This window comes from Larkinella sp., assembly GCF_965227735.1.
In the GTDB taxonomy this organism is placed as follows: domain Bacteria; phylum Bacteroidota; class Bacteroidia; order Cytophagales; family Spirosomataceae; genus Larkinella.
This window is the reverse complement of sequence record NZ_OZ245776.1, coordinates 4,819,832-4,843,519: the sequence shown is the minus strand read 5'-3', so window position 1 is coordinate 4,843,519 and position 23,688 is coordinate 4,819,832. Positions and strand designations below refer to the sequence as shown.

10 protein-coding genes are annotated in these 23,688 nt (G+C 52.1%); 2 read left to right on the top strand and 8 right to left on the bottom strand.

Going from position 1 to position 23,688, the window contains the following annotated elements; translation table 11 throughout:
• The first annotated feature begins 2 nt into the window (after positions 1 to 2).
• Both ACO064_RS18910 and ACO064_RS18905 read left to right on the top strand, forming a co-directional pair.
• Positions 3 to 1,370: an APC family permease gene (locus ACO064_RS18910; RefSeq protein WP_421828793.1), complete on the top strand. Its 1,368-nt coding sequence runs from the start codon at positions 3 to 5 to the stop codon at positions 1,368 to 1,370.
• A 350-nt stretch (positions 1,371 to 1,720) separates the two neighbouring features.
• Positions 1,721 to 4,117 carry a mechanosensitive ion channel domain-containing protein gene (locus tag ACO064_RS18905; protein ID WP_421828792.1) on the top strand — a complete coding sequence of 799 codons (2,397 nt, stop codon included), beginning with the start codon at positions 1,721 to 1,723 and terminating at the stop codon, positions 4,115 to 4,117.
• 285 nt (positions 4,118 to 4,402) lie between these two features.
• On the opposite strand, the gene ACO064_RS18900 is transcribed toward ACO064_RS18905, so the two are convergent.
• The 8 genes from ACO064_RS18900 to ACO064_RS18865 all read right to left on the bottom strand — a co-directional run bounded on the left by ACO064_RS18900 (position 4,403) and on the right by ACO064_RS18865 (position 23,606).
• Positions 4,403 to 5,590, bottom strand: a complete 1,188-nt coding sequence (locus tag ACO064_RS18900) for a hypothetical protein (RefSeq protein ID WP_421828791.1) — start codon at positions 5,588 to 5,590, stop codon at positions 4,403 to 4,405.
• A 169-nt stretch (positions 5,591 to 5,759) separates the two neighbouring features.
• On the bottom strand, positions 5,760 to 8,000 hold the full coding sequence (locus ACO064_RS18895) for a tetratricopeptide repeat protein (protein WP_421828790.1): 2,241 nt from the start codon (positions 7,998 to 8,000) through the stop codon (positions 5,760 to 5,762).
• Positions 7,997 to 9,256 carry a CHAT domain-containing protein gene (locus tag ACO064_RS18890; protein WP_421828789.1) on the bottom strand — a complete coding sequence of 420 codons (1,260 nt, stop codon included), beginning with the start codon at positions 9,254 to 9,256 and terminating at the stop codon, positions 7,997 to 7,999. Before ACO064_RS18890 ends, ACO064_RS18895 begins: the two co-directional genes overlap by 4 nt.
• Positions 9,257 to 9,372: 116 nt before the next feature.
• Positions 9,373 to 11,202 carry a DUF885 domain-containing protein gene (locus tag ACO064_RS18885; RefSeq protein ID WP_421828788.1) on the bottom strand — a complete coding sequence of 610 codons (1,830 nt, stop codon included), beginning with the start codon at positions 11,200 to 11,202 and terminating at the stop codon, positions 9,373 to 9,375.
• A 43-nt stretch (positions 11,203 to 11,245) separates the two neighbouring features.
• Positions 11,246 to 13,693: an outer membrane beta-barrel protein gene (locus ACO064_RS18880; protein ID WP_421828787.1), complete on the bottom strand. Its 2,448-nt coding sequence runs from the start codon at positions 13,691 to 13,693 to the stop codon at positions 11,246 to 11,248.
• A 196-nt stretch (positions 13,694 to 13,889) separates the two neighbouring features.
• Positions 13,890 to 17,975, bottom strand: coding sequence for an ATP-binding protein (locus ACO064_RS18875; RefSeq protein ID WP_421828786.1), 4,086 nt, complete (start codon positions 17,973 to 17,975; stop codon positions 13,890 to 13,892).
• 203 nt (positions 17,976 to 18,178) lie between these two features.
• Positions 18,179 to 20,794, bottom strand: coding sequence for an ABC transporter permease (locus tag ACO064_RS18870; RefSeq protein WP_421828785.1), 2,616 nt, complete (start codon positions 20,792 to 20,794; stop codon positions 18,179 to 18,181).
• 139 nt (positions 20,795 to 20,933) lie between these two features.
• Positions 20,934 to 23,606 carry an ABC transporter permease gene (locus tag ACO064_RS18865; RefSeq protein ID WP_421828784.1) on the bottom strand — a complete coding sequence of 891 codons (2,673 nt, stop codon included), beginning with the start codon at positions 23,604 to 23,606 and terminating at the stop codon, positions 20,934 to 20,936.
• Positions 23,607 to 23,688: the final 82 nt, after the last annotated feature.

Sequence of the window (23,688 nt, the reverse complement as noted above, 5' to 3'; positions counted from 1 at the left end):
CGATGAAACCAGCCCCTAAATTGGCGCGGGTACTAAGCTTGCCCACGGCTATCGTACTGGTGATCAGCGTCATGGTGGGATCGGGCGTGTTCAAGAAAATCGCTCCGATGGCCGACGCTCTGCAGTCGCCCGGGCTGATTCTGCTCTGCTGGCTGCTGGCCGGGCTGGTGAGTCTGGCCGGTGCGCTGACCAACGCCGAAATGGCCGGCATGTTTCCGAATTCGGGGGGCGAATACATCTATTACCAGAAAGTCTACAACCGCTTTTTTGCCTTCATCTACGGCTGGAGCAATTTTATGGTGGTCAAAACGGCCGCCATCTCGGCGCTGGCCCACATTTTTGCCCAGTCGCTGGTCGGTTTGCTGGTGTTGGACGACGGTGCCGGTTTCTGGACGAAAGGAATCGCTTCCGCGCTGATTATCCTCCTCAGTCTGGCCAGTTACCGCGGCATCCGGTTTGCGGGCGGCATCAGTTGGGTGCTGATGGGCGTCATTCTGCTCACCATTGTCGGGCTTACCGTCGCGGGTTTCAGTTCCCCGCTGGGCAGTTTCGACAACCTGAGCCGGAATAGCCCGGCCTTCGACAGCGGGGCCATTGAAGGAATGGTTCTGGTCAAAGCGCTCTTCATTGCGTCGCTGGGTGCTTTCTGGGGCTACGACGGCTGGAACAACATCGCTTTTTTGGGCGAAGAGATCAAAAATCCGCAACGGAATCTACCGCTGGCCCTCGGCCTCGGCACGTTGTTCGTCGTGGGGCTGTACCTGCTCCTGAACGTCATGTACGTTTATGTGTTGCCAATCGAAGAGCTGATGGCGCTCAACCAGACGCCCGGCCGGATTGCCGCCGTCGAGGTCATTCGGCGGGTCAGCGGTCCGACCGGAGCCACGCTGGTATCCGTCCTGATTTTGTGTACGACCTTCAACGCCACCAACAGCTCCATCCTGACGTCGGCCCGCTTGTATTACGCAATGGCGCGCGACGGCCTGTTTTTCAGTGCGGTCGCCCGGATTCACCCCCGGTTTCAGTCGCCCTCGGTGTCGATTGTCTGGCAGGCGGTTTGGGCCGTGGCGCTGGTCTGGTCCGGCACGTTTGACCAGTTGACGGATATGCTGGTCTTTGCCTCGTTCATTTTCTACGGTTCAACGGCCTTCGGCGTCCTGCTGCTCCGGCGATCACAGCCTGATTTGCCCCGCCCCTACCGCGTCATCGGCTACCCGGTTTTGCCGGTTGTTTTCTGTCTTTTCTGTTTGACACTGGTGGTTATTACCCTCATCGAACAACCCCGTGAAGCTTTGATGGGGCTGGGACTGATTGCCACCGGGATTCCGTTTTACGGGTTTTGGTATCGGCAGAAACCGGGAAAACTTTAGAAGTTGTTTGAATTAAGGCCAGAGGCCTGTCCTGTCAATAGTCAATCCATCAGCTCGTGGTAGCTCCGGAGGAGCGGTCTAAAAACATCTTCAGGCCGCTCCTCCGGAGCTACCACGAGCTGATGGATCTTATTGACTATTGACAGAACGCCCTTCCAGGGCTCTCCCCGGTTAACTCAAACAGCTTGTTAGACCCGTCCAATCCGCGTTCCTATCCAAATTTCAAAGCCCAATGCGGGCTACTGGTGGGCAATGACACCCCAAATCATAACAATTAGTGAATTTTGGTAGTATTCATATAGAGCGACACAACGAATGAGGAGCTTGATGTGGATAAAACCAGTTGCAGAATGATTGGGAATAAAAGCCATTTAACAGACCAATGCATCATTAAAAACCGCCTGATTTTCAGTAGTTTAATAGCAATTTTTCTGTTTTTAACGCCAACGCTATACGCTCAGAAAACCGCCGGGGAGAGTCCGGTGGACAGTTTACCGATTATTCCGCAACCCGGTATTCCGGTCGATAGCATCATTGCCCGGCTTGAAAAAGGACATACGGCACTGAATGACATCAACAACCGCACCCGGCGGGGATTCAGCACCTGGCAAATTGAGAACAACCTGCCGGAAGTTCAGTCGTATATCAAAACGATTCGGACCAACCTGGCGCTGTACCAAAAGGTGCATGACATGAAAAACATGCTCATGTTTCAGGTGCTGCTCGAGGACATGCAAACGCAGCTTAAAGTCTGGCGGGAAACGCTTTCCGGGCATGAAAAGCAGTTGTCGGGCATGAACGGGCAGTTGATTTCGCTGGCGCGGGATTCGGTGCTGGTTCTTCCCACCGACAGTTCGTACCGGGCTTTGTATTTTAACTCCTTGAAGGAATTACGGCAACAGTGGATCGATGCGAGTGAATCGACCAATAAAAACCTGACCCGCATCAATAAACTTCAGGCCGCCGTTTCCGACGGATATTTCGAAACTGCCGAATTAACCAACGTCGTTAATGAGCGCATCCGGGAGTTTAACGTCAAAATTACCGGTAAGGAAACCGATTTTATCTGGGCCATTCCCAAAAGCGAGGGTTCCGACGATCACCTAGATAATTTGATCAAGCGTTCCTACGAAGGCCAGCGGGATATGCTCTCGTATTATTTTGATCGAAGTGCGGGCAACGGACTCTACATGCTGCTGATCGGCGTGGCCTTTTTCGCCTGGGTATTCCGGAGTTTTTCAATCATTAAACGCCACGGAAAACAGCAGGAAGTTCAGAAAGAATTAAAAATTAAATACCTCCGCGCCATTCCCATTTTCCCGGTGCTGGTTGTCGTCTTTAATTTAGCCCCCTTTTTCGACCTTCGCCCCCCGGCGGTTTACGTCGAACTGACGCAGTTTATTCTTTTATTGGCACTTACCGGCTTGTTTTTCCGAAGCTGGCCGCGACAGCTTTTCCTCAACTGGCTGGCGATCGTTGCGCTCTATATTCTGGTCATCATTACGCGTACGTCAATCATCGACCCGGGGCTTACCTTCCGGCTTTGGCTCCTGGTTCTCAATGCTATATCGGTCGTTTTTGGATTTTTGTTTCTGTTCCGAATCCGCAAAACATTATCCCTTACCGGTTTTATCAAACAGGTTTCAATTCTGTATATTATCCTGAATGTGCTGGCGGTTTTCTGCAACATTTTTGGCCGGATGAGTTTGGCGAAAATATTCTCTACAGCCGCCATTTATGGGTTGACGCAGGCCGTTGGCCTTTTTACACTGATTCAGATTATCAACGAAGCCTTTGCGCTTCAGGTCATGCGTGGAAAACTCACCGAAGGCATTGCCGCCCGGTTTAATTACGCCAAACTGGAAATCGGCTTGCACCGCATGATGAGCGCCCTTGCCGTGATCGCCTGGCTGATTATTTTTACCAATAACCTCTACATCTACAATGCAGTGTATCAGTCTCTTGCCCATTTTTTAGGAACGGAACGAAGCGTTGGCAGCACGAGCTTTACGTGGGGAAACATCGTGTTGTTTTTTCTGGTGCTTTACCTCTCCGGTGCGTTGCGGAAATACATTGGCTATTTTTTCGGGGAAACCGACGACGAAATTGGCGGAAACATCAGCAACGCCGATTCGCGGCTGGTGATGATCCGGCTTTTTATGCTGATTGGCGGTTTTCTGTTCGCCATTCTGGCTTCCGGCATTGGGCTGGACAAGGTAACGGTGATTGTCGGCGCCCTGGGCGTCGGGATTGGGCTAGGGCTTCAGAACATCGTCAACAACCTGGTTTCCGGTATTATTCTGATCTTCGACAAACCGTTTCAGATCGGTGATTTTATCGAGATCACCAACAAAAAAGGGCGCGTAAAAACCATCGGAATTCGTTCCAGCCGCCTGCTCACAACGGAAGGTTCGGAAGTGATTATCCCGAACGGCGATCTGCTGTCGGGGCAGGTCATCAACTGGACGATCAATCACAAAGCCAAACGAATTGAACTCACCATTAAGACCGATGCCGAGCATGAATTAAGCACCCTGAAAGCGTTGATTAAAGAAGAAATTACGAAACATCCGAACGCCGTTAAACGGCAGCAGCCCGAAATTCTTCTGGCTACCATTACCAATGATACCATCGAACTAAAAGTCCGGGTCTGGATCAATTCGGTCAACAAAGAAGATCAGTTCCGCAGCGAAATTTTGTTGAATCTATACCGGCGATTTAAAGAAGCGGGTGTTAAGATGATGTAAGGGGAGCAAAGAATCACGACAGACCAGTAAGTTGATGGGCACATCCATTCGAAGCGAGTCGAGTAGCGGTTTGGGAACTACGTTTAGCGAATCGGCCAACACAAGTGATCGGCAAAACGGGATAGCCATTCATTTCTTAACGCGCACAGGGATAGCATCGCCGGATTCTCATAAGTAGGCCGTGTTCGGGAATGAATCCCGACACGGCCCAAATTTGATCGAATTCATCGAGGATGACGGGGATGCCGCTCATTTAGTAAACCGATTCTACCCGGTTCAGAAATGCTACATGGTTGCGTTGGGGCCATTCCCTTTCTCTTCCTCTTTCTTTATATTGTAATTATCGAGAAACGTCGGGACGTCGCCCGAAATATCCTCTACAATAACGTAGACCTGTGAGGCATATTTAAGGATTATCGTATCCTTCTCTTCAAGGATCTCTCCTCCAGCGATTTCCTGCCCGTTTTCATTGACTCTTTTGTACCTGTATGTGACATCGAACTGCTTTGTTACCGGCGTGGCAACCAAACGCGCCCGAGCCCTGGTTTTGGGCGGAACTTTAACCGTTACTTTCCCTCCAATTGCTTGTGATGTCTGGTCGCTCTTTGTTTCACTATTGACAAACACTTGCTGGGTACTCAAGGCAATGTTTCTCTCAACGGTGATAAGCCCCTCTATGTCTAGTGACGTTCCGGCTGTAACGGTTAAACCGTACATTTGACTGGTTTCTTTGGTTGAAGCCATGGATGCCATTTTGCTCGTTTCGAGAGATAATTCCTGTTCAGCCCAAACCTTATCTGATTCATTGTATATACTACCTTCAACAAGAAGTGTTTCCTGGAGATTGGCAGCGATAATATTTCCGTTGGAGAAAAAAACTTCTGTTAGAAGGTATTTTTGATTGATAATCCGAATTGATGATAGTTTATCATTCAGGTTATATTGTCTCAGGAAGTAAGTACCTTTTCGGTTGAATGTCTGGGAATACCCATTAAAGTTTCCATTCTCAAAAACAGTGACATCTAAGCCATACGGAACGACAACGACTGTATAACTGTCATTTTTAAGCAGTTGACTGGAATCCGGATAATCGCCACTACTCAATCCATGGCAGGTAGCATCGTCATCGCCAATGTTGTTGTCGACATAGAACATCGCAACCGGGTGTCTGACCGGATTGATTTTTTCCACTCTAAGCCCTGTTACCCGGTCATTCCAGTCGAGTAAATGGGGGTAATTCCCTTCAAAAAGGGTTAGCTTATCGCCCCGAAAGCCATTGTCGGAAAACATTTCCAATCGTACTCCTCTGCCCACTTTGACCGATGAAACGGCATCGTTTCCAACTGGACTTAGCTCCTCGGAGTTTGGAACCTCAATCGGCGTATTTTTCACGTCGACTCCATACATTCTGGATCTTCCGTTAAACGATGCGTCTGAATAAATGATAACCTGGCCTTCTGGTAATGTTTGCATTTTGATGGTAGGGGTTTGCTGGTTTTAATTAAATTGGTTTTGAACCGCTCAAAGATCCTCTGCTGCGCAAGCAAACGCGTTCAATTCTGAGCCAAATGCTTCCAGAATTGGGTCATTCGTACTAATTGCTGGCTTATTTTGGGCGGTTCGGGAGGTCTGATCCGATGATTCAGTTTAATAACTGGCGGATGATTGCCATATCCGGATGCGTGATGCCGGCCTTCTCCAAATCGGCCAGGTCGCCCAGAAACACCTTTTTGAAGGTGTCGGATTCATAGGGTTTGTCTTTCAGCGTCCCGTAAATGGCTTTGGCCTGTTCCAGTTTCCCCTGTAATAAATAGGCCAGGGCCAAATTCGCCTGAATCCATTCTTCCCCGGGAGCTAGCATTAACCCCTCCTGTGCCGTTGCCTGAGCTTGGGCAAATTGTTTGCTAAAGAGCGATTCGTACGCCAGGTCGCCCAATTGTTTAGCCAGACTGAGGGAATCAGACGAGCGGTTTTTTAACTGGCTAACCACTTGCTGCTGCGCGGAAACCGCTTTCCGAAAAAAATCGATCTGTTCCTGTCCAGTACTGATCGATCCCCGTTTGTGTAAGATCGACGTCAGCCAGGGGCCGTACTCATCAAAATTCTGTTTCGCCAGCCGTTTACAGATTTCTTCGACCTGTGCATATGCAGTCTGAGCCTCTTTCAATTGGCTTACTCTACTAAAATAGTCTCCCAGTCTGACCATTGTCTTCGCCAACTGGGGTTCAAACTGCTCGGGGTCTTTCTGCAAAAGTTTCTCCAGCAGTGCCCTGGCCTGCAATAGGGTTGTCTCGGTTTCCTTTAATCGATTGTTTTCAAGGTATGCCTCCCCCATGTTGTTCAGCATATGAACCAAATAAGGGCCATATTCACCCGGATTCTTCTCCACCAGCTTTTCCCAAATTGCTTTAGCCTGGAGCGTAACCACTTCTGCCTCAGCGAATCGACTGGTCGTCGAATAGATGCTCCCCAGGTTACTCAGGGTGATGGCCAGTTCATGTTCATTCTGCTGATTCACATTCTGTCGGACCAGTTTCTCGAGAAGCACTTTGGCCTGTAAAGAAACCGTTTCCGCTTTCGCTTTCTGATTCGTGTTGAAATAGGTGCCGGCTAACGCGTTTAGAGCAGATGCCAGGTTAGGTTCGTACTTGTCGGGATCCCGTTTCGCCTGTTTTTGCCGAAGCTCTTTCGCCTGTAGAAAAACCGCTTCCGATTCCTGGGATCGATTCATAACCGCGTAAAAATAGCCCAGGCTATGGAGCGTTACCGCCAGATCAGGTTCATACTGATCCGGATTTGTCCAGGCAAGTTTCTCCCGAACTCTTTTGCTCTCTAAAAGGCTGACCTCCGCTTCCTTTGGCCGGTTATGGTCCGTGTAATAAATGCCTAATCCTTCCAGTATAGCTCCTTTACCTACATCTGGCGGGTTAAGAGCCAATGCTTTCCGGAACCAGACTTCGGGTTCACCCAGTTGGTTTATTTTCAGCAAATAGTCGGCATACGTAATCAGATTAGTCGCCTGCGTGGTGTCGGTTAGCACGGCTTCCCGGTACCACTCCCCGGCCTTGTTGCTCTCATTAAGACTGCGGTAGATAGTGGCCTTAAACACACACTTGTTGATGTAAAAGGCCTGCTCTTGCAGCGCTTCTGCTTCCAGTTGTTTAGCCAACCCGAGCTTTGATTGAAACCGCTTTTTCTCGGACTGCATCCGGTTGTCTGATAACTGGGCTAAAGCCGCCTGAAACTGCCCTTCCTTATACAACCCAAACGCTTTTTGATAACTGCTGTCCACTTCCGTATGCTGGGCAAACACCACTGCCATCGACTTGGCGTCATTAAGCCGTTTTTCGCGTTCTCCCAGTACCTGCTCATACCGGCTGCGCAAACTGGCCAGGCTGTCGATCACGCCCTCGTTCTTTTGTTGCTGGCTTTTCAGGAGCTTTTCCAACTCGTCGATCCGACCCTTCTGGAGGGTCAGATTCCGGTCTAATGCCACCCCGGCCAGCGTCGTATAATAGGCTACCCGGTCCTGTTCCACCTGCCGGGCTGGGGCCAAAAGCAAGGCGAACTGAAAATCCGAAGGATCGGCCAGCTTCCTCAGGGTGTATGAACCCGTCTCAATGTGATTAACGATGGCATAATTCTCACTGCTTACCTTTATTCGCACACTCATACCCGGACATTTGCTCAGCCGGTAGCGAAAAATACCGTTGGCATCCGTGGGCGAGCCCTGGTTGCCATCAATGATGACGGGGATACCAGCCAGTCCTTTTCCTTTACCGGAAAACAGGGTTACTTCACCTTTGTATTCCTGGACGCAAGGCGATTGCGCCCGCATCATTGTGGGGAAGACGCACAGAATCAGGAAGGTTATTTTTTTCATGGGGATAAAGGGAGGGAAAGGGAGGTTTCCTGGCGGGGAGAGGCATACACCGATACCTGCTGCCGGTTTTTTCGGGCCGTCACCCGAACACTGGCGTCCTGTTGATGCTCCGGCGGTAGCGTAATCACAAAGCGGCCCAGACTGTCGGTTTGCTGAGCGGGGAACTGCTCGGCCCAAACGGCGGCATTGGCAACAGGCTGTCCTTTCGAATTGAAGATGGTTCCACGGATGCAACAGAGATCACGATGGGGAATAACCGAAAGTGTCGCTTCCGTCCCCGTCAATACGAGTGTGTCGGTAGTACTGCCATTCTGAAACGACTGGTTGGGGCTGTCGATGAGCTCGACCGGTACCGGTGTTTCCTGAAAACGGGCCGCAATGCCGGTGATGACGGCCCGTCCATAAGCGTCCGTTATTTCTTCACGAGGAGCATTGCCCAGCCGCAGCCGAAGCTTGGTTTTACTCAGTGATTGTCCCTGTTGATCCCGCAAATAAACAACGTAATCAAAACTCTGGTGGGTCCGAAAATAGCCATAACTGCCGCCAACTACCACGATACTACTCACAATAAGGGCCCGTTGGAGATAGCGTTGATGCCGGAGCCTACGTTTAGCGATCGATTTTTCTTCTCCCGCTGGCAGCTTCCAGTGAGCGTTTTTTTCATCAGGACAAAAAAAGTACCACTGGTTGCGGCTGACTTCTTCCAAATCGATTTCAACGGCTCCGCGGATGGTGTGTAGCTGGGTGGTCTGACTCACCTGTAGCGCCAGACGCGCCCGGTTCAGGGCTTCTTCCAGTGTTTCGCCATTGGCCAACGCCCGGTAAAAAGCAATAGACAGACGGGCAGCGATCGTGTCTTCGATCGGCGTACTGGTCGCGATGATGGCGGCTTTCACACCCTGCTCCTGAAGCCGCTGAATCTGCCTGATTGTTGAGCAACCATTCAGGAATACCAGCCGAAGTTGTTTACAGCGGGCGAGGAGTTGGGCAATACCTGCCGCCCGGGCCGAACCATCTTCCAGCTCAAGCCCCGAAGAACCGGCGTGACCGCTAAAATGAAACAGGCACAGAGAGTCCTGATAGGTTAGAATCTTACTGGCTACCGAATCGGTTGTGGCGTAGGAATCCCGGATTTTCTGAAAATGCTGCTGACTGCTGAGCGGATCGAGCAATCGGTCGATGGTGTCATCCTCCTGTCGAAGTTCAGGTAAAGGGCGTTCCCGATTATTAGCGAAGCAGAAAAGCAAGGTGTTCATAAATAGTCAGTTAAGAAGTGAAGAAAGTAACCAGGAATTTAGGCAACTTTCTTCACTTCTTTCGTCCGTTGCTGTCCCCATCCACCCTAAGGCAATTTCGGAGCGTAAATCAGGGTTTAGGGTTTCTGCTGCTGAATATAGCGATTCACGAGTTCCTCCAGAACGGTCAGCGGCACGGCCCCATTTGACAGCACGACCCGGTGAAACTGCTTCAGATCGAAGCGGGGGCCGAGGGCCTGCCGGGTTTTTTCGCGCAGTTCCAGTATCTTCATCATGCCAATTTTGTAGGCACAGGCCTGACCAGGCAAAACCGCATAGCGTTCTACTTCCGTTGTTACCTGGCTTTCGGGAAGTCCCGTATTGGCCACCATATACGCAATAGCGGCTTCCCGCGTCCACCGCTTGTGATGAAGTCCCGTATCTACGACGAGTCGGGTGGCCCGGAACAGTTCGGCCTGCAAGCGACCCAGATTACCAAACGGGTCATTCCGGTAGAACCCAAGTTCGTAGGCCAGTTGTTCGCTATACAATGCCCAGCCTTCCTCGTAGGCCGTAAACGGAATAACCGTACGGAAAATCGGTAGTCCTTTTAGTTCGGTCTGAATACCTATCTGAAAATGATGCCCCGGAATACCCTCGTGATAGGCCAGTGTTTTCATGGCGAACCTGGGATGTTCGGACGCCCGACGCAGATTGGCCACAAATACGCCACCCTTCGAGCCATCCAAACTCGGCATTTGGTACCGTCCCACCGCATCGCCCGCTTCTTTGAAAGCCGGGGTTGGCTCAACCGTCAAGGCAACTTTCGGGCGCAGATCAAAAGCCGCACCAACCTCTTTATCAACTTCACTCAGAATGCGCTTGTATTCATTCAAAATCATTGCTTTTCCGTCGGGTGTTTCAGGAAACAAAAAACGCGGTTCATGACTCAGCGCCTGGATAACCGACCCCAGCGACTGGGTCGTGTCGGTGTAGCCCTGACTCCAGAGAATGGTTCGCATTTCTTTTTGAATCCGGCTCACTTCACGCAGCCCGATCTGATGTATCTGCTCCGGACTGAGATCTGTGGTGGTTTGTACCCGGAGTTGGTAGCGGTAAAACGCGTCGCCGTTGGGCAGTTTCCAGACTCCGGCGTCAGTCGTCGCTTTGCGGTAAAGCTCCTCTTCGTAGGCAATCATTTTCCGGTAAGCCCCAAACACCGACGTCTGAATTGCCTCGGCCACCTGTTTTGTGAAGGCGGTTTTTTCGTCAGCCGTTAAATCCTTGATGGAAGCGGTTTTCTGGATGTAGTTGGTATACAGAACGTTCTTTTGGACCCCTTGCGCCATAAAGCCTTTCATTTCGTCCAGGACCTTGCCAATGACAAACTTCGGTGGGATAATTCCCTTCCGCTCCCGGATCTGGAGACCTTCCAGCAACTGGTCAAACTTGACAGGAATACCCCGTAACCGGGTGATGTAGGCTTCAATGTCGCTTTTGTTTCGCAACTGGTGCTTATCAACCAGTAACTGCGGGACTTTGCCCTGAATACCTTCCAGTTGGTTAAGCGGGTAATTGTAATAAAAGAATGGTTCCCGGTCCGTTTCATTTTTTAGATACTGGCCCAGAATCTTGGTATTTAGCTGGTTGCCTTCCGACTGGCTCTCAAAATCGTAGCTCTGAAGAGTACCGTAATTGGTTTTAAGTTTCTCAAAATTTTCCCATTGCCCGGCATCCGACAAATCATCCCACTGGTCTTTGGTCCGGTCATACAAAACCGGCAGGCCGAGGTAAGTAATGGTCTCAGGGCTACGCAACATCATGCTAATAAACACTCGCTCGTAAAAATGCCGGATGCTGAAGGGGCGAAACCAGATCAGGTTAACCAGCCAGAAGACAGCCACCAGCAGAGTTAGCAGGAGTGTGCGGGATAGCCAGAATTTCCAGGTTCGTTTTTTTTTGGCCATGATGATTCGGTAGAGGTTGTTGGTCAGGGAGACGGAGTTTGGTTTAATTGCTCTTCAATCGGGTGCGTTCTTCTTCTGAGCCGGTGGCCCGGTTTCGGGCCGCTTTCACGGTTTTGCTGCCAAACGAACGGTTATAAGTAAGCCGGACCACGCGCGGCTCAAACAAAAACCGCACCGTGGTATTGATATTCAGGGCTGGAATCGTGCTGTTGTAGCGGGCCGTGTTGGTCCAGAACAGATCGCTCATCGTCAGCCGAAGCGTGCCTTTCTCCTTTGGCAAGGTTTTTTGCAGCCCCAGTGATATCTGCCCAAAACTCCGCCCGCGATACAGGCCAAACATCGTCGGGCTGTAATAGAAACCCGTCAGTTCGGCGGTGAATTTATGGGGCAGCGTAAACGTTTGCGACGAGTACGCCTGGGCGTTCCAGTACGACCGGCTCACGGGACTATCCTGATACACCGTCGTCAGGCCCTGCCACAGCCCCGTCAGGTTGGTCTGGCTTTTCCACCAGGAAGCTAGCTGCCACGGCAGACTGGCGGTTAGGGTGACGGTTTGCTGATGGTCGATGTTTTCGGCATAGTACTGAATACGGTTCGTGGCCACATCGACGTGCGGCTGAAAACCGGCAATTACGTTCTGATCGAAGCTGTATTTGATCGAAAAAACGTAGGCATCCTTATACGTATAACTTCCCTGAACGGCATCGGAAATGGTGGGGCGCAACACCGGATTGCCGGACGAAAAGGTATTCAGGTCAACGAAACTCACAAAAGGGGCAATGTCGTCGTAGGAAGGCCGGGTAATGCGCCGACTGTACGACAGGTTGGCGGTATGGTTTTTCGACAGTTTCCGCGATAGAAAAACGCTGGGAAATAAATTGCCGTATTTCCGGTTGACTAACGACCGACCGTCGGGCCGGTGGATGTCGGTATGGGTGTGTTCGTAGCGCAGCCCGGCCTGAAGCGTGGTTTTGCTGTCGAGCGGTTGGCTCAGGCTGACATATCCCGCCAGAATGTCTTCGGCCAACTGGTACTGCTGGGTATAAAATGAATCGATTTTCCAGCCCTCGGCCATCATCCGGTTCAGGATCACGGTATTGTCCAGGCGGGTGGTGGTGGCTTTCAGGCCCGTTTCCAGTCGGCCTTTGGTCGTGAGCGGTTTGATCAAATCGGTTTTCAGCACCCAGGTCCGGACGGGCGTTTTCTTGCTGATCCGAATTTGCTCGTTCTCCCGGCTTCCGGTCGTAAAATCCTGCTTCGTACTGACGTAGGCATTGGGATTGTTGTTATGGTAATATAACCGGTCGAGGTCGATGCTCCATTCCTGTTTGTTTTTAAAAACATGCCGCAGGTTCAGGTTCAGCAGCAGGTGTTTCCAGTGGTTGGTTTCGGTGTTGAGCAGGTTGCTTTGTTGCGTCCGCACGCCATTGGTATACGTAACACCCTGATTATCGGCATTGTCCATCTTGAAAAGATTATCAAACCCCGACACTAAACCGTTCAGCGTCGTTTGCGAACTCAGCGAGTAGTCGAACCCAATCTTACCGGTATAATTCGTTGTGGTTGGAAACCGGTTCGACTCGGTGTTGGTCGCCAGAATCTGGCCGGGCGACGCGTCGCCCGGCGTCTCTACAATCCGGTTGAATTGGTGAAGTTGCCAGGAATGGCTGCGAAAAAACGATACGTTCCCGTAGAGGTTGAGTTTCTGATGGCGGTAGTTGAGGTTGAGGCTCCCCGACGGGCGCGCATACCAGCCATAGCCCAGCGTGGCCGAAAAGTTGCCGTTCATTCCGAAGTTGGTATTCTTCTTGGTGATGATGTTGATAATGCCCGCATCCCCTTCGGCATCGTAGCGGGCCGGAGGTGTGGTAATGAGCTCAATTTTTTCGATGTCATTGGCCGTCATGCCTTCCAGCATTTGCACCACGGTCGCGATGGGCAACCGCGTCAGTTTACCATTCATCATCACCAGCACTCCGCCTTTTCCACTCATGGTCAGGCTGTTGTTCTGCCGGTTGACGGTAATTCCCGGCGAGCGCTCCAAGACTTCGAGCGCCGTGCCACCAGCCGCCGTAATGCTGTTCTGCACGTTCACCACCAAACGATCTACCTGCTGTTCAAACATCGGTTTTTGGGCCACCACCTTCACCTCACCAAGTGTTTGCGAAGATTCACGCAGGGCCAAATCCGGCAGCGAAACCAACTCCGTTCCGACCTGTACGATGGCCGACCGGGTTGGGGCATAACCAACCGCCGAAGCCGCCAGCCGGTATTGCCCCGGTCGGACGTTATCAAACGTGTAAGCGCCTGTTTCCCGGCTAATTGCCCCTTTTACCAGACTCGAATCGCGGGCATTGAGCAACGCTACGCTGGCATAGGGCAGCGGCTTGTTATCGGAAGTACGGACCGAACCGGAAAGCGTGGTTTGGGCAATGGTAGCGGTTGGCAGATAAAAAATGAGCAGCGTAAAAGAGAGGTAAAGTGCTTTCATTAACCTAAGTGTAGTGGTACCCAAAAATCCACTTTCTGGCAGTTCCAGACGTCCACTTTTGGGCCAATTCCTTTTGATTCTGGGCCAACCAGTTTGCCAATTCACTTTTTGACGGCCTTGGAATCTCCGTTGACCTCTGCACCGGTCAGTGAGCCATTGATAAGCAGAACAGGATGAGATGAAAGCAAAAAAACCGCTACGCCCGCTGATGACTCATAAATTCGGAGGGAGTCTGATGATACATCTGTTTGAAGACCGTGGCGAAATAACCCGGACTCTCGAAGCCAACCTCGTAGGCGGTTTCCGAGATCGAACGTCCGGCCTGCAACAACTGCGTAGCGCGTTGAAGCCGGTAATGGCGAATGAAATCACTGGCGGACAGGTTCGCGGTAGCGTTCAGTTTGCGGTTGAGTGTCCGACGGCTCATGGCAACCGCCTGCGCCAGTCCGTCGATTCCGAAGGTAGGATCATCCAGCCGCTCTTCGATGACCTGGTGTAGTTGCCGGACAAACCCATCGGCCAGTGGCTCATCAGACGTCGATGGCGTTGCCAACTGCCGGTGGAGGTACGCCCGCAGGTTCGCCTGCCGGGTCAGCATGTTGTCCAGCCGCAGCACCAGTTCTTCCGTGTGAAAGGGTTTGGTCAGGTAATCGTCGGCACCCTGCTCTAAACCGGCAATCCGGCTTTCCTGGGCAGCTCTGGCTGTTAGCACGACGACGGCAATGTGGCTGGTGGCCAGCGTCGATTTAATGCGCTGCGTTAGTTGATAGCCGTCCAGATGAGGCATCATCACATCGGTTATCACCACATCAGGTAACTCGTTCTGACAGATGCCCCAGCCTTCGGCGCCGTCAATAGCCGTCAGCACCCGGTACCGGTTTGTTAGCTCATTGGCGATGAACGAACGCAATTCCTCGTTATCATCAACGATCAGAACCAGGGGCGTGTCATCGGATAACCGGGGTCGCTGATCCACTCGTATCTGGTTGGTGGGTGTGGTCCGGAAGGCCGTCAGGTCGGCATGAGGCAATTCGAGTTCGGGCGCATCGCCCTCCTGAGTAGCTGGTTGCAACGGGAGCGTTACCGTAAAGGTCGTGCCACTGGGAGCATCCGTGCGGCTGTCAACTTCAATGGTACCGCCGAGCAGATCGGTCAGTTCCTTAACCAGAGCCAGCCCAATGCCGGTCCCTTCATACGCCCGGGTCCGGGACGTATCGACCTGATAAAACCGGTCGAAAATGTGCGGGAGGTGTTGCGCGGGAATCCCCACACCCGTATCGGCCAACTGCACGACGAGTTGGTCGGCAGCCGGCCAGTCAAGCGTCAGCGACACCTGCCCTCCCGGTGGGGTAAATTTGAGGGCGTTCGAAAGGAGGTTGACCAGAATTTTTTCCCACTTGTCGGCGTCGAACAACCACGGTTTTTGGATGGCACTTTTCGTTAAACTATTGGTTTCGAAGCAAAGAGCGATCCCGCGGCTGGCAGCCAATGGGTAAAAGGATTCGACCAACCGCTGAATCAGGGCTACACCATCTCCCCGTACCAACGCCACCTGCATGCTCCCGCCTTCCAGTTTTGACAGATCGAGAAGCTGGTTGATGAGTCGAAGCAATTTTCCGGCATTGTGGTGAATGGACGTCAGCGACTGGCGGATCGCGGCATCCTGGTTAGTGACTTTCAGCAATTTTTCGGCCGGTGACAAAATCAGCGTCAGTGGCGTGCGGAACTCGTGGGTAATGTTTGAAAAAAACCGTGTTTTGACTTCATCGACGGCCCGAAGCTGTTCGGCCTCCCGGCGTTTGAGGATTATTTCCTGCTGCTGCCGGGCTTGGCGGAGCCGGAACCGAATAAAGCCGAATACCAACCCTCCGAAAAGCAGTGCGTAAACCATATAGGCCCACCAGGTTGCCCAGAACGGGGGTTTGATGACGATCACCAGTTGTTTAACCTGCCGACTCCACTGCCCATCAGATCGGGTGCTGTTGACGCTGAACAGGTACCGGCCGGGCGCGAGCTGGGTATAATTGGCCGTGTTCTGGTTGCCTGCCATCACCCAGTCAGCATCGACACCTGCGAGTTTGTAGCGGTAGTTTAATTTGTCGGATTTGCCAAAATGCAGGCCGGCAAAGCCAAGCGTCACAAAGTTCTGCGTATGGTTCAGGATCAGTTCCGACAGAGTATTGAGTGGTGCCAAGAGCGTGTTTCGGTCCTCGGGCGAATTAGAATCTACGGGTTTGTTGTTGATCAGCAGCGAAGTCAGCACAATCGGCGGCTCAAAGTGATCCTCTTCAATGGCCGCCGGATCGACAATAACCCGACCATTTGGCGTACCAAACACCAGCCGACCATCCGGAAGACGGGCCGAAGAAGTTTGGAGGAAGGCGCTCTCGGCCAGGCCATCGGCGGTCGTGAAATGCCGCCAGGTCAGGGTTCGGGGATTGACCCGGACCAAACCCTGATTGGTCGCGCACCAGAGCATACCCTGCTTATCGGTCTCCATACTTTGGATGGTGCTATTCGGAAAACCTTCGGCTTCACCCAGTCGCTGAAAGCGCATTGTACGCGTATCCAGTCGGCATAAGCCGCCATCCGCCGTGCCAATCCATAGAGTCGTACTATCGGTAGGATCAGTACTCAGGCAGTTGATCGTAGTGCCGGCCAGTGAGTTTACCGTGTTATGGGTATTTAAGAAAGGTCTCTCCAACCTTTTATGACGCAAATCATACCTAAACAAACCCATTTCGTGCTGTCCGCCAATCCATACAGACTGGCCCATGGGTTGAATATCACCCGCGTCAAAGCCAGGGTTCAGGTTTCTGAGAGGCAACTGACTATTGGGATAGACATCTCCCTTTGTCTCATCAGGACTAACTGCAATCAATCCCCGGCGATTGTTATACACCCAGATCAGCCCCGTCCCGCTAAACCGGTTGCTACTGAAACGTTGGTCGCTCGTTTTCAGGCATAATTTGCAACAAATCTTACCATCAAGGGCAGAGAATTTGGCTACTTCGGTCAGGGCACGGGTGGCAACTGTATAGCGATAGACGCGGGAGGGATCGATCAGATAACCGGTACCGGTATGATCCATCGTGTAGCGGGGCCAGTTGTCGCTGTCCCAGACCTCGTAGGTTTCGGGCAGGGTAACACCCAGATGCATTTCGAGAAAATCTTCATTGAATGACTTGCGTTTTGGGAGAAAGCCGAAGGGTAGCGGATGGAGTTCCAGCTTCATCAGGCCAGTCGCTTCATCACTTACCCAGAGTATGCCAGACCGGTCAATGATCCACGGGGCCAATCGGCTGGTGGCGAGTTCCGTCTGACGGATTAGCGTAAGCTGGTTGGGTTCATCGAAGCGATACAACCGATTCATGTAGCCGACATACAAGCGGTTATCAGTCGTGGTTTTCAGCGCATAGGCAACAGTTTTAGCCATCTTGCGGGCACGGCTGGTCTCGGATTTTGTAGCATGAGGAATCGGAACGGTGCGAAATCGGTCACGTATCGGGTCGTAAAGGGAAATTACATTGTAACCGAATATCGCAATCTGTCCGTTTGGACCCAAAGCAATCTGGTGGTTATTGAGCGACAGGAAGTTCATGGCCCGCTCCCGATCCAGGGTCTTAAAGGGAAATGGAATAGTCCGTTTGTGGCCCGTGCGGGGATCGAACTGAAACAACCCGGCCAGCGTCTCGCCGTAGATATGACCGGATGGAGCCAGGATAAAATGTTGCAGTTCGTTGACACTGCCCACTAAAGCAGGTACGTCAAAAACCTTCATCGTTTTCCGCCGAATATCATAGTTGACAAGCCGAACACCCGGTAAAAGCCCCCATAGCTGTTTTCCATCCGCACTGAGTTGTATTCGATTGAAGAAAACCTTGTTTCGATCCATAAACCGCCGGTGAATCAGGGTGGTAAACCGTTCGGTGGCGGGGTCAAACTGCTGAACCGTTCCGGAGTCCATATTCAGGATGAAGGTGCCGTCGGGAACTGGTAACAGCTCCGTGATATGATTATCGGCCAGCGAGAGGCTGTCTCCGGGCCGGTTGCGAAAGACCTTAACCGTTCGCCCATCGTAGCGGGCCAGGCCGTCGTAGGTAGCAATCCAGATAAAGCCGGCCCGATCTTGCTCCATGCCTGTAACGCCATTATTGGGCAGGCCACTCGCAGTCGTTAGTTGGGAATTGGGTTGATGGGAAAGCTGGGCTACTGCTGTCTGTAATGAAAGCCAGAAACTCAGCAAAAAAAAACTAATGCGGCAAAACGCATGATCACACATACACACTTGGGCAACACTACGGGTTTAGATTAATAGTCAGACTTTTGTCTTAGCCTCTAGTGGGTGGATGTTCTTTATAAAAAATCAAAATGGGTTTTCAAAATAAGCAAAATGCCAGGGAAAGTAAAAGACTTTGAAATAAAAATGGCTGGGATTACGCGCATTAACAGGATCGTATTGCGGCAGCTAATCCCAGTTCAGACCTACTCCGAGCGCAGGCTTTTCACCGGATTGGACAAAGCCGCTTTCACCGTATGAAAACTGACGGTCAGCAACGCAATCACCAACGCCAGTAGACCGGCTACGGCAAAAATCCATCCCGAAATTTGGATGCGGTAGGAATAATCCTGAAGCCACTGGCTCATGGCATACCACGTAATCGGGATGGCAATCAAAAAGGCCATCAAAACCAGTTTCAAAAAGTCTTTGGACAAAAAGGTGACGATCTGGCTCACCGTGGCTCCCAGTACTTTCCGGATGCCGATTTCTTTCCGGGACTGCTCGACCGTGAAGGAGGTTAATCCGAACAATCCGAGGCAGGAAATGAAAATGGCCAGGGCCGCAAAAAGGCCCGCTAAGGTCTTGGTCCGCTGTTCATTCCCGAATTTCTGCGCGTATTCCTGATCGACAAATTGATAATCGAAGGGATAGGCCGGGTTGTATTTTTTGAAAGCCTCTTCGGCTTTTGCCAGATTTTCCGCCGTCGAATTTGCGGGGTTGAATTTGATGTGCATGGTATTGAACCAGGCCCCCGGCCCCTGAATAACTACCGGCGGGATGGGGTTATACGGCGACCCCACAATATAATCCCTGACCACGCCCACAACCCGCCAGCTTCGCTTTTCGTCCCGATTGGAGAGTGTCTGCCCAACCGGATTTTTAAAGCCCATCAGCTTGACGGCGGTTTCGTTCATCACCACGGAGAAGCTATCCGCCGGGTACCGGTAACTATCGATATCCCGCCCCTCGACCAGGGTCATGCCCGCCGTTCTGACCAGATCGGCATCCGAACTGAAGAGCGTGATGGCGGTGTTGGTATCTTTCGGATTTTCGCCCGGCCACCGCAGCCCCCAGGTCCGCCAGCCGTCGTTTGTCAGGTCCGTCATGGTTTTCGTAACCGAAACCGCAGCTCCCGAACGAAGGAGTTCCTGTTTGATCGGCGCGTAATTTTTCTCAATGTCACCGACAAAATTGACGTGAATCAAATCATTGTTGGCGTAGCCTTTGTCCCGTTCCTGGCCGTAAATGATTTGGTCGCGGACAATCATCGTGGCAATAACAAGCACAATGGCAAAAGTAAACTGAAGTACCACCAGCACTTTCCGGGGCGACAGGCCCAACTGGCTTTTTTTGAATTGCTTCGTAAAAATGCCAACCGGCTGGAAGGAGGAAAGATAAAAAGCCGGGTAACTGCCTGCCAGCAAACTGGTGAGAACCACAAAGCCAAAAGTCCAGAGCCAGAACGAATACTGCTGATAAGGAATCGAAAGCTGCGTGCCGATGAGCATATCGAACGACGGCAAGGCCAGCCCAACCAGCAACAGGGCAAAGGCTCCAGCCAGACAGGCAGTCAGAAACGCTTCGGTAATAAACTGCCCGATCAACGACCCGCGCCCGGCCCCGGCCACTTTCCGAACGCCAATTTCTTTCGCCCGTTTTTCGCTTCGGGCCGTGCTCAGGTTCATGAAGTTGATGCAGGCAATCAGCAAAATAAAAGCAGCAATCAGCCCAAACACGCGCACGGTTTCGATGCGCCCCCCCACCGGTTTTCCGTTATCAAATTTAGCGTACAAATGCCACTGGCTCAGCGGAAACAGAAAATGCGTCCAGACATCCCGGCGACCCGCATACCGCTGCGTCAGGTCTTTGATTTTCACCGTGAAGGCGACCGGGTTCGTATTCGGTTTCAGCAAGACATACGTTGGCGTATTGTTGCTGAGCCAGTTCTCGTTGCTCCAGCCGTTTCCCAGTTTTTTCAGATAATCCCAGGGCAACAAATACTCAAACGTAAAGCGCGTATTCGGCGGCAAATCCTTTAAAACACCGGTGACCACGAAATGATCGCCGGAATCCAGGCGGATGGTTTTGTGCAGGGCCTCGTCGGTGGTTCCGAACAGCTTCCGGGCGAGTTTTTCGGTGATGACCATGGACGACATTGCGTTGAGCTGCCCGTTTTTAGCCCCTTCCACCAATGGAAAACTGAACAGTTGCAGGAAAGAAGGGTCCGCAAAAGCTCCCGGTATGCCGGTGAAGCGTTTGTCATCGACCCGGATCAGAAACTGGTCGACGTCTTTTACCCGCGTAACGGCTTCTATTTCCGGGTAATGCTGTTGCAAGGTCGGGGCCAGCGGCTGGGAGGTGACCGGTATCGCAACCGGTTCTCCACCTGCGCTATTCGTCAGGCCATAGACCTGATACAGCCGATCCTTGTGTTCATGGAATTTGTCGAAGCTAATCTCGTTCCGGAGCCATAAGGCAATCAGCGCGGCTCCGGCCATGCCCACCGCCAGTCCGCCGATGTTGATGATGGAGAAGCTTTTTCCGCCCATCAGGTTGCGGAAAGCAATTTTGAAGTGGTTGGATAGCATGGCAATAGGGGTTGGATTCGGATACTCGGATGGTTTACGTTTGATGAATGATAGCCTGACATACGCCAGCACGTCCCACCAATACTGTCGCCGGGCTTTCGTATCGCCCAGCCGCTCCGCGCGCCGGAAATACCGTTCGTGCATGTCGCCTAGCACCTCCTCGCGCAGGTGCGGAGCAACGAGCCAGGAGAGTAGGCGGTCGGGCCAGCGGGGCGGGGTTGGGGTTTCCATTGTAATGGTTTCAATATCGAACACTGAATATTAGAATAACGAAGTGAAGACCGTGACGACCATTGAGAGCTGGCGGAGCCTCTTCATTATTCGGCGTTCAGTATTCGATATTATCTTACTTTTCATTATTCCCTTCTTTTCATTCCGAACGAAGTGACTTCACCGGATTCATCAAAGCCGCTTTGATGCTTTGGAAGCTCACCGTCAGCAACGTAATGACCAACGCCCCAGCGCCGGAAACGGCGAAAACCCACCAGGAGATTTCTGTACGGTAATCGTATTTTTGCAGCCAGTTGTGCAGGAAATACCAGGCGATGGGAGTAGCAACGCCGAAGGCGATAACGACCAGAATGACAAAGTCTTTGGACAGTAATCCCCAGAGGTCGAAGACCGAAGCGCCCAGCACTTTGCGGACGCCGATCTCTTTGGTGCGCTGCTCGGCGACGAACGACGCCAGCCCAAACAGGCCCAGGCAACTGATGAAAATGGCGAGAACAGCGAATACCGAAGCCAATCGGCCGATCCGTTCTTCGGTGGCAAATTTCAGGGCATACTGCTGATCCGAGAACTTGTAGTCGAACGGACTGCCGGGGTTGAACCGGCGAAAGACGGTTTCGATCTTAGCCAGCGATTCACTGGCGCTCTGGCCGGGGTTTAACCGAATATTGATCACACCGGCCCATTCATAATTCAACAGGAAAACCGTCTGATAAACGGGTTCGAAAGGAGAGCCCATCACCAGGTCTTTGACCACGCCGATCACCTGATGCGGTTTTCCATTCCATTTGACCGTTTTCCCCACCGGATCGTTCAGGCCCATGTAGCGGACGGCGGTTTCGTTTAGCACCATGCCCGACGAATCGGTTGAAAAGGCCCGGGAAAAGTCGCGCCCTTCGATGAATTGCCACCCGACGGTTTTCCCAAAATCATGGGTCACGGCAACCGTCCCAAATTGCGCCTTCAAACTGGGATCTTTGCCTTCCCAGTCAAACCCGATCTGCCGTGAATTCAAATTCGTTACCGGGGTCGAAGCGGTCGACATCTCCAGGACCGCGCCCGTTTGCAGGAGTTCGCTCCGCAAGGCGTTATACCGTCCGTACAATTCCGGTGTATTCATGGTAATCGTAATCAAACCCCTGCGGTCGTACCCAATCGGGCGGTTTTTCGCGTACTGGATCTGGCGAAAAACGATGATCGTACCGATGATCAGCGTGACGGAAACCGTGAACTGAACGACGACCAGCACCTTCCGGGGAATGGAAGCAAACCGGCTGCCCCGAAATCGTGACGACGAACCGGTACCCTTCAGCACTTTAATGGGCAGGAAAGACGACAGGTAAAATGCCGGATAACTGCCCGCCAGGATGCCGGTCAAAAAGCTGAAACCAATTCCGGAAAGCCAGAAAATGGGATTGGTCCACAGGATCGCAATGGTTTTATCGGCCACTTCGTTGAAGAACGGCAGCATGAGTTGCACCAGCAGCAACGAGATCACAAACGCAATGGCCACCACCAGCAGGGATTCGCTGAAGAACTGGCTGATCAGTTGGCTTCGGAGGGAGCCAATGGCTTTGCGGATTCCCACCTCTTTCGCCCGCTTTTCCGACCGGGCCGTCGACAGATTCGTAAAGTTGATGCAGGCCAGCAAGAGGACAAATACCCCGATGATACCGAACAACCAGACGTACTGAATCCGGCCCTCTACGCTCCCCGATTTATCCCAGCCGGTATACAAATGCCAGCGGCTCATCGGGTGCAGAAAAACTGCCGGCTTCATATACGCCGTTTCGGGAACATGCTGTAGCCGGATGTTTTTAATTTTTGCCGAAACAGTCTCAAAATCAGCTTTCGGCGCAAGCTGAGCCAGAATTTGCCAGGAGTTGTTGCCCCAGTCGGCGTTGTCCTGCGCCTGTTTCACCCACGACTCCGATGAAACGTACAAATCCCAGGGTGCCATAAACAGCATGTCCCGAAATTCGGTATTGTGCGGTAAATCCTCGTAAATACCGGTTACTTTGACGTTCAGTTTGTTATCGATCTTCACGATTTGGCCCAACGGGTCGGCATCGCCAAAAAGCACTTCGGAAGCGGATTGAGACAACAGAATGGAGGATGGATCTTTCAGCCCTTCCCGCGTTCCTTTGAGCATCTTGAGGGTCAGCAGATCCGGTGCCTCCGGGCTCATGAAATTCCCCGTTTTCGTCAATTTCGTGTCGCCGTAGGCCAGAATATGCTCCCGGGTCCAGGACGACAGCACCACGGCTGTAAAATCGTCGGCATATGCGGTACGAAGTTCATTTCCCAACGGAACGGGCATGTATTCTCCGGCCCCAAACTCCCCGTTCACAACCGCACTTTGCATCACCTTGGCAATGCGGTCATACTTTTGGTGGTATTGGTTGAAAGACAACTCATCGTAAATCCACAAGCCAATGAGCATCGCCACCGCCATACCCGTGGCCAACCCGCCAATGTTGATGAGCGAATAGCCCTTGTGTTTCAGCAGGTTTCGTTGCGCAATTTTGAAATAATTTCGTAGCATGACAGGACTCAGAAAGAATGGTGAAGAATACGCCGATGGTTTTCGTTTCAGGTTTGACAGCCGCACATACGCCAGCACCTCCCGCCAATACCGCCGTCGGGCCTGCATCTCGCCCAGCCGCTCCGCGCGCCGGTGAAACCGCTCGTGCAGGTCGCCCAGCACCTCCTCGCGCAGGTGCGGAGCAATGAGCCAGGTCAGAAGCCGATCAAGCCAGCGGGGCGCGTGGCCAGGCATTCCGGTCCGACGGTTCGGTTTTGAGGTGGGTTTCATTTTGATGTTTTAATCTCGAATATTGAATTTCGAATAACGAATAACGAAATGAAGACCGTGACGAACGCTGAGGACTGGCAGT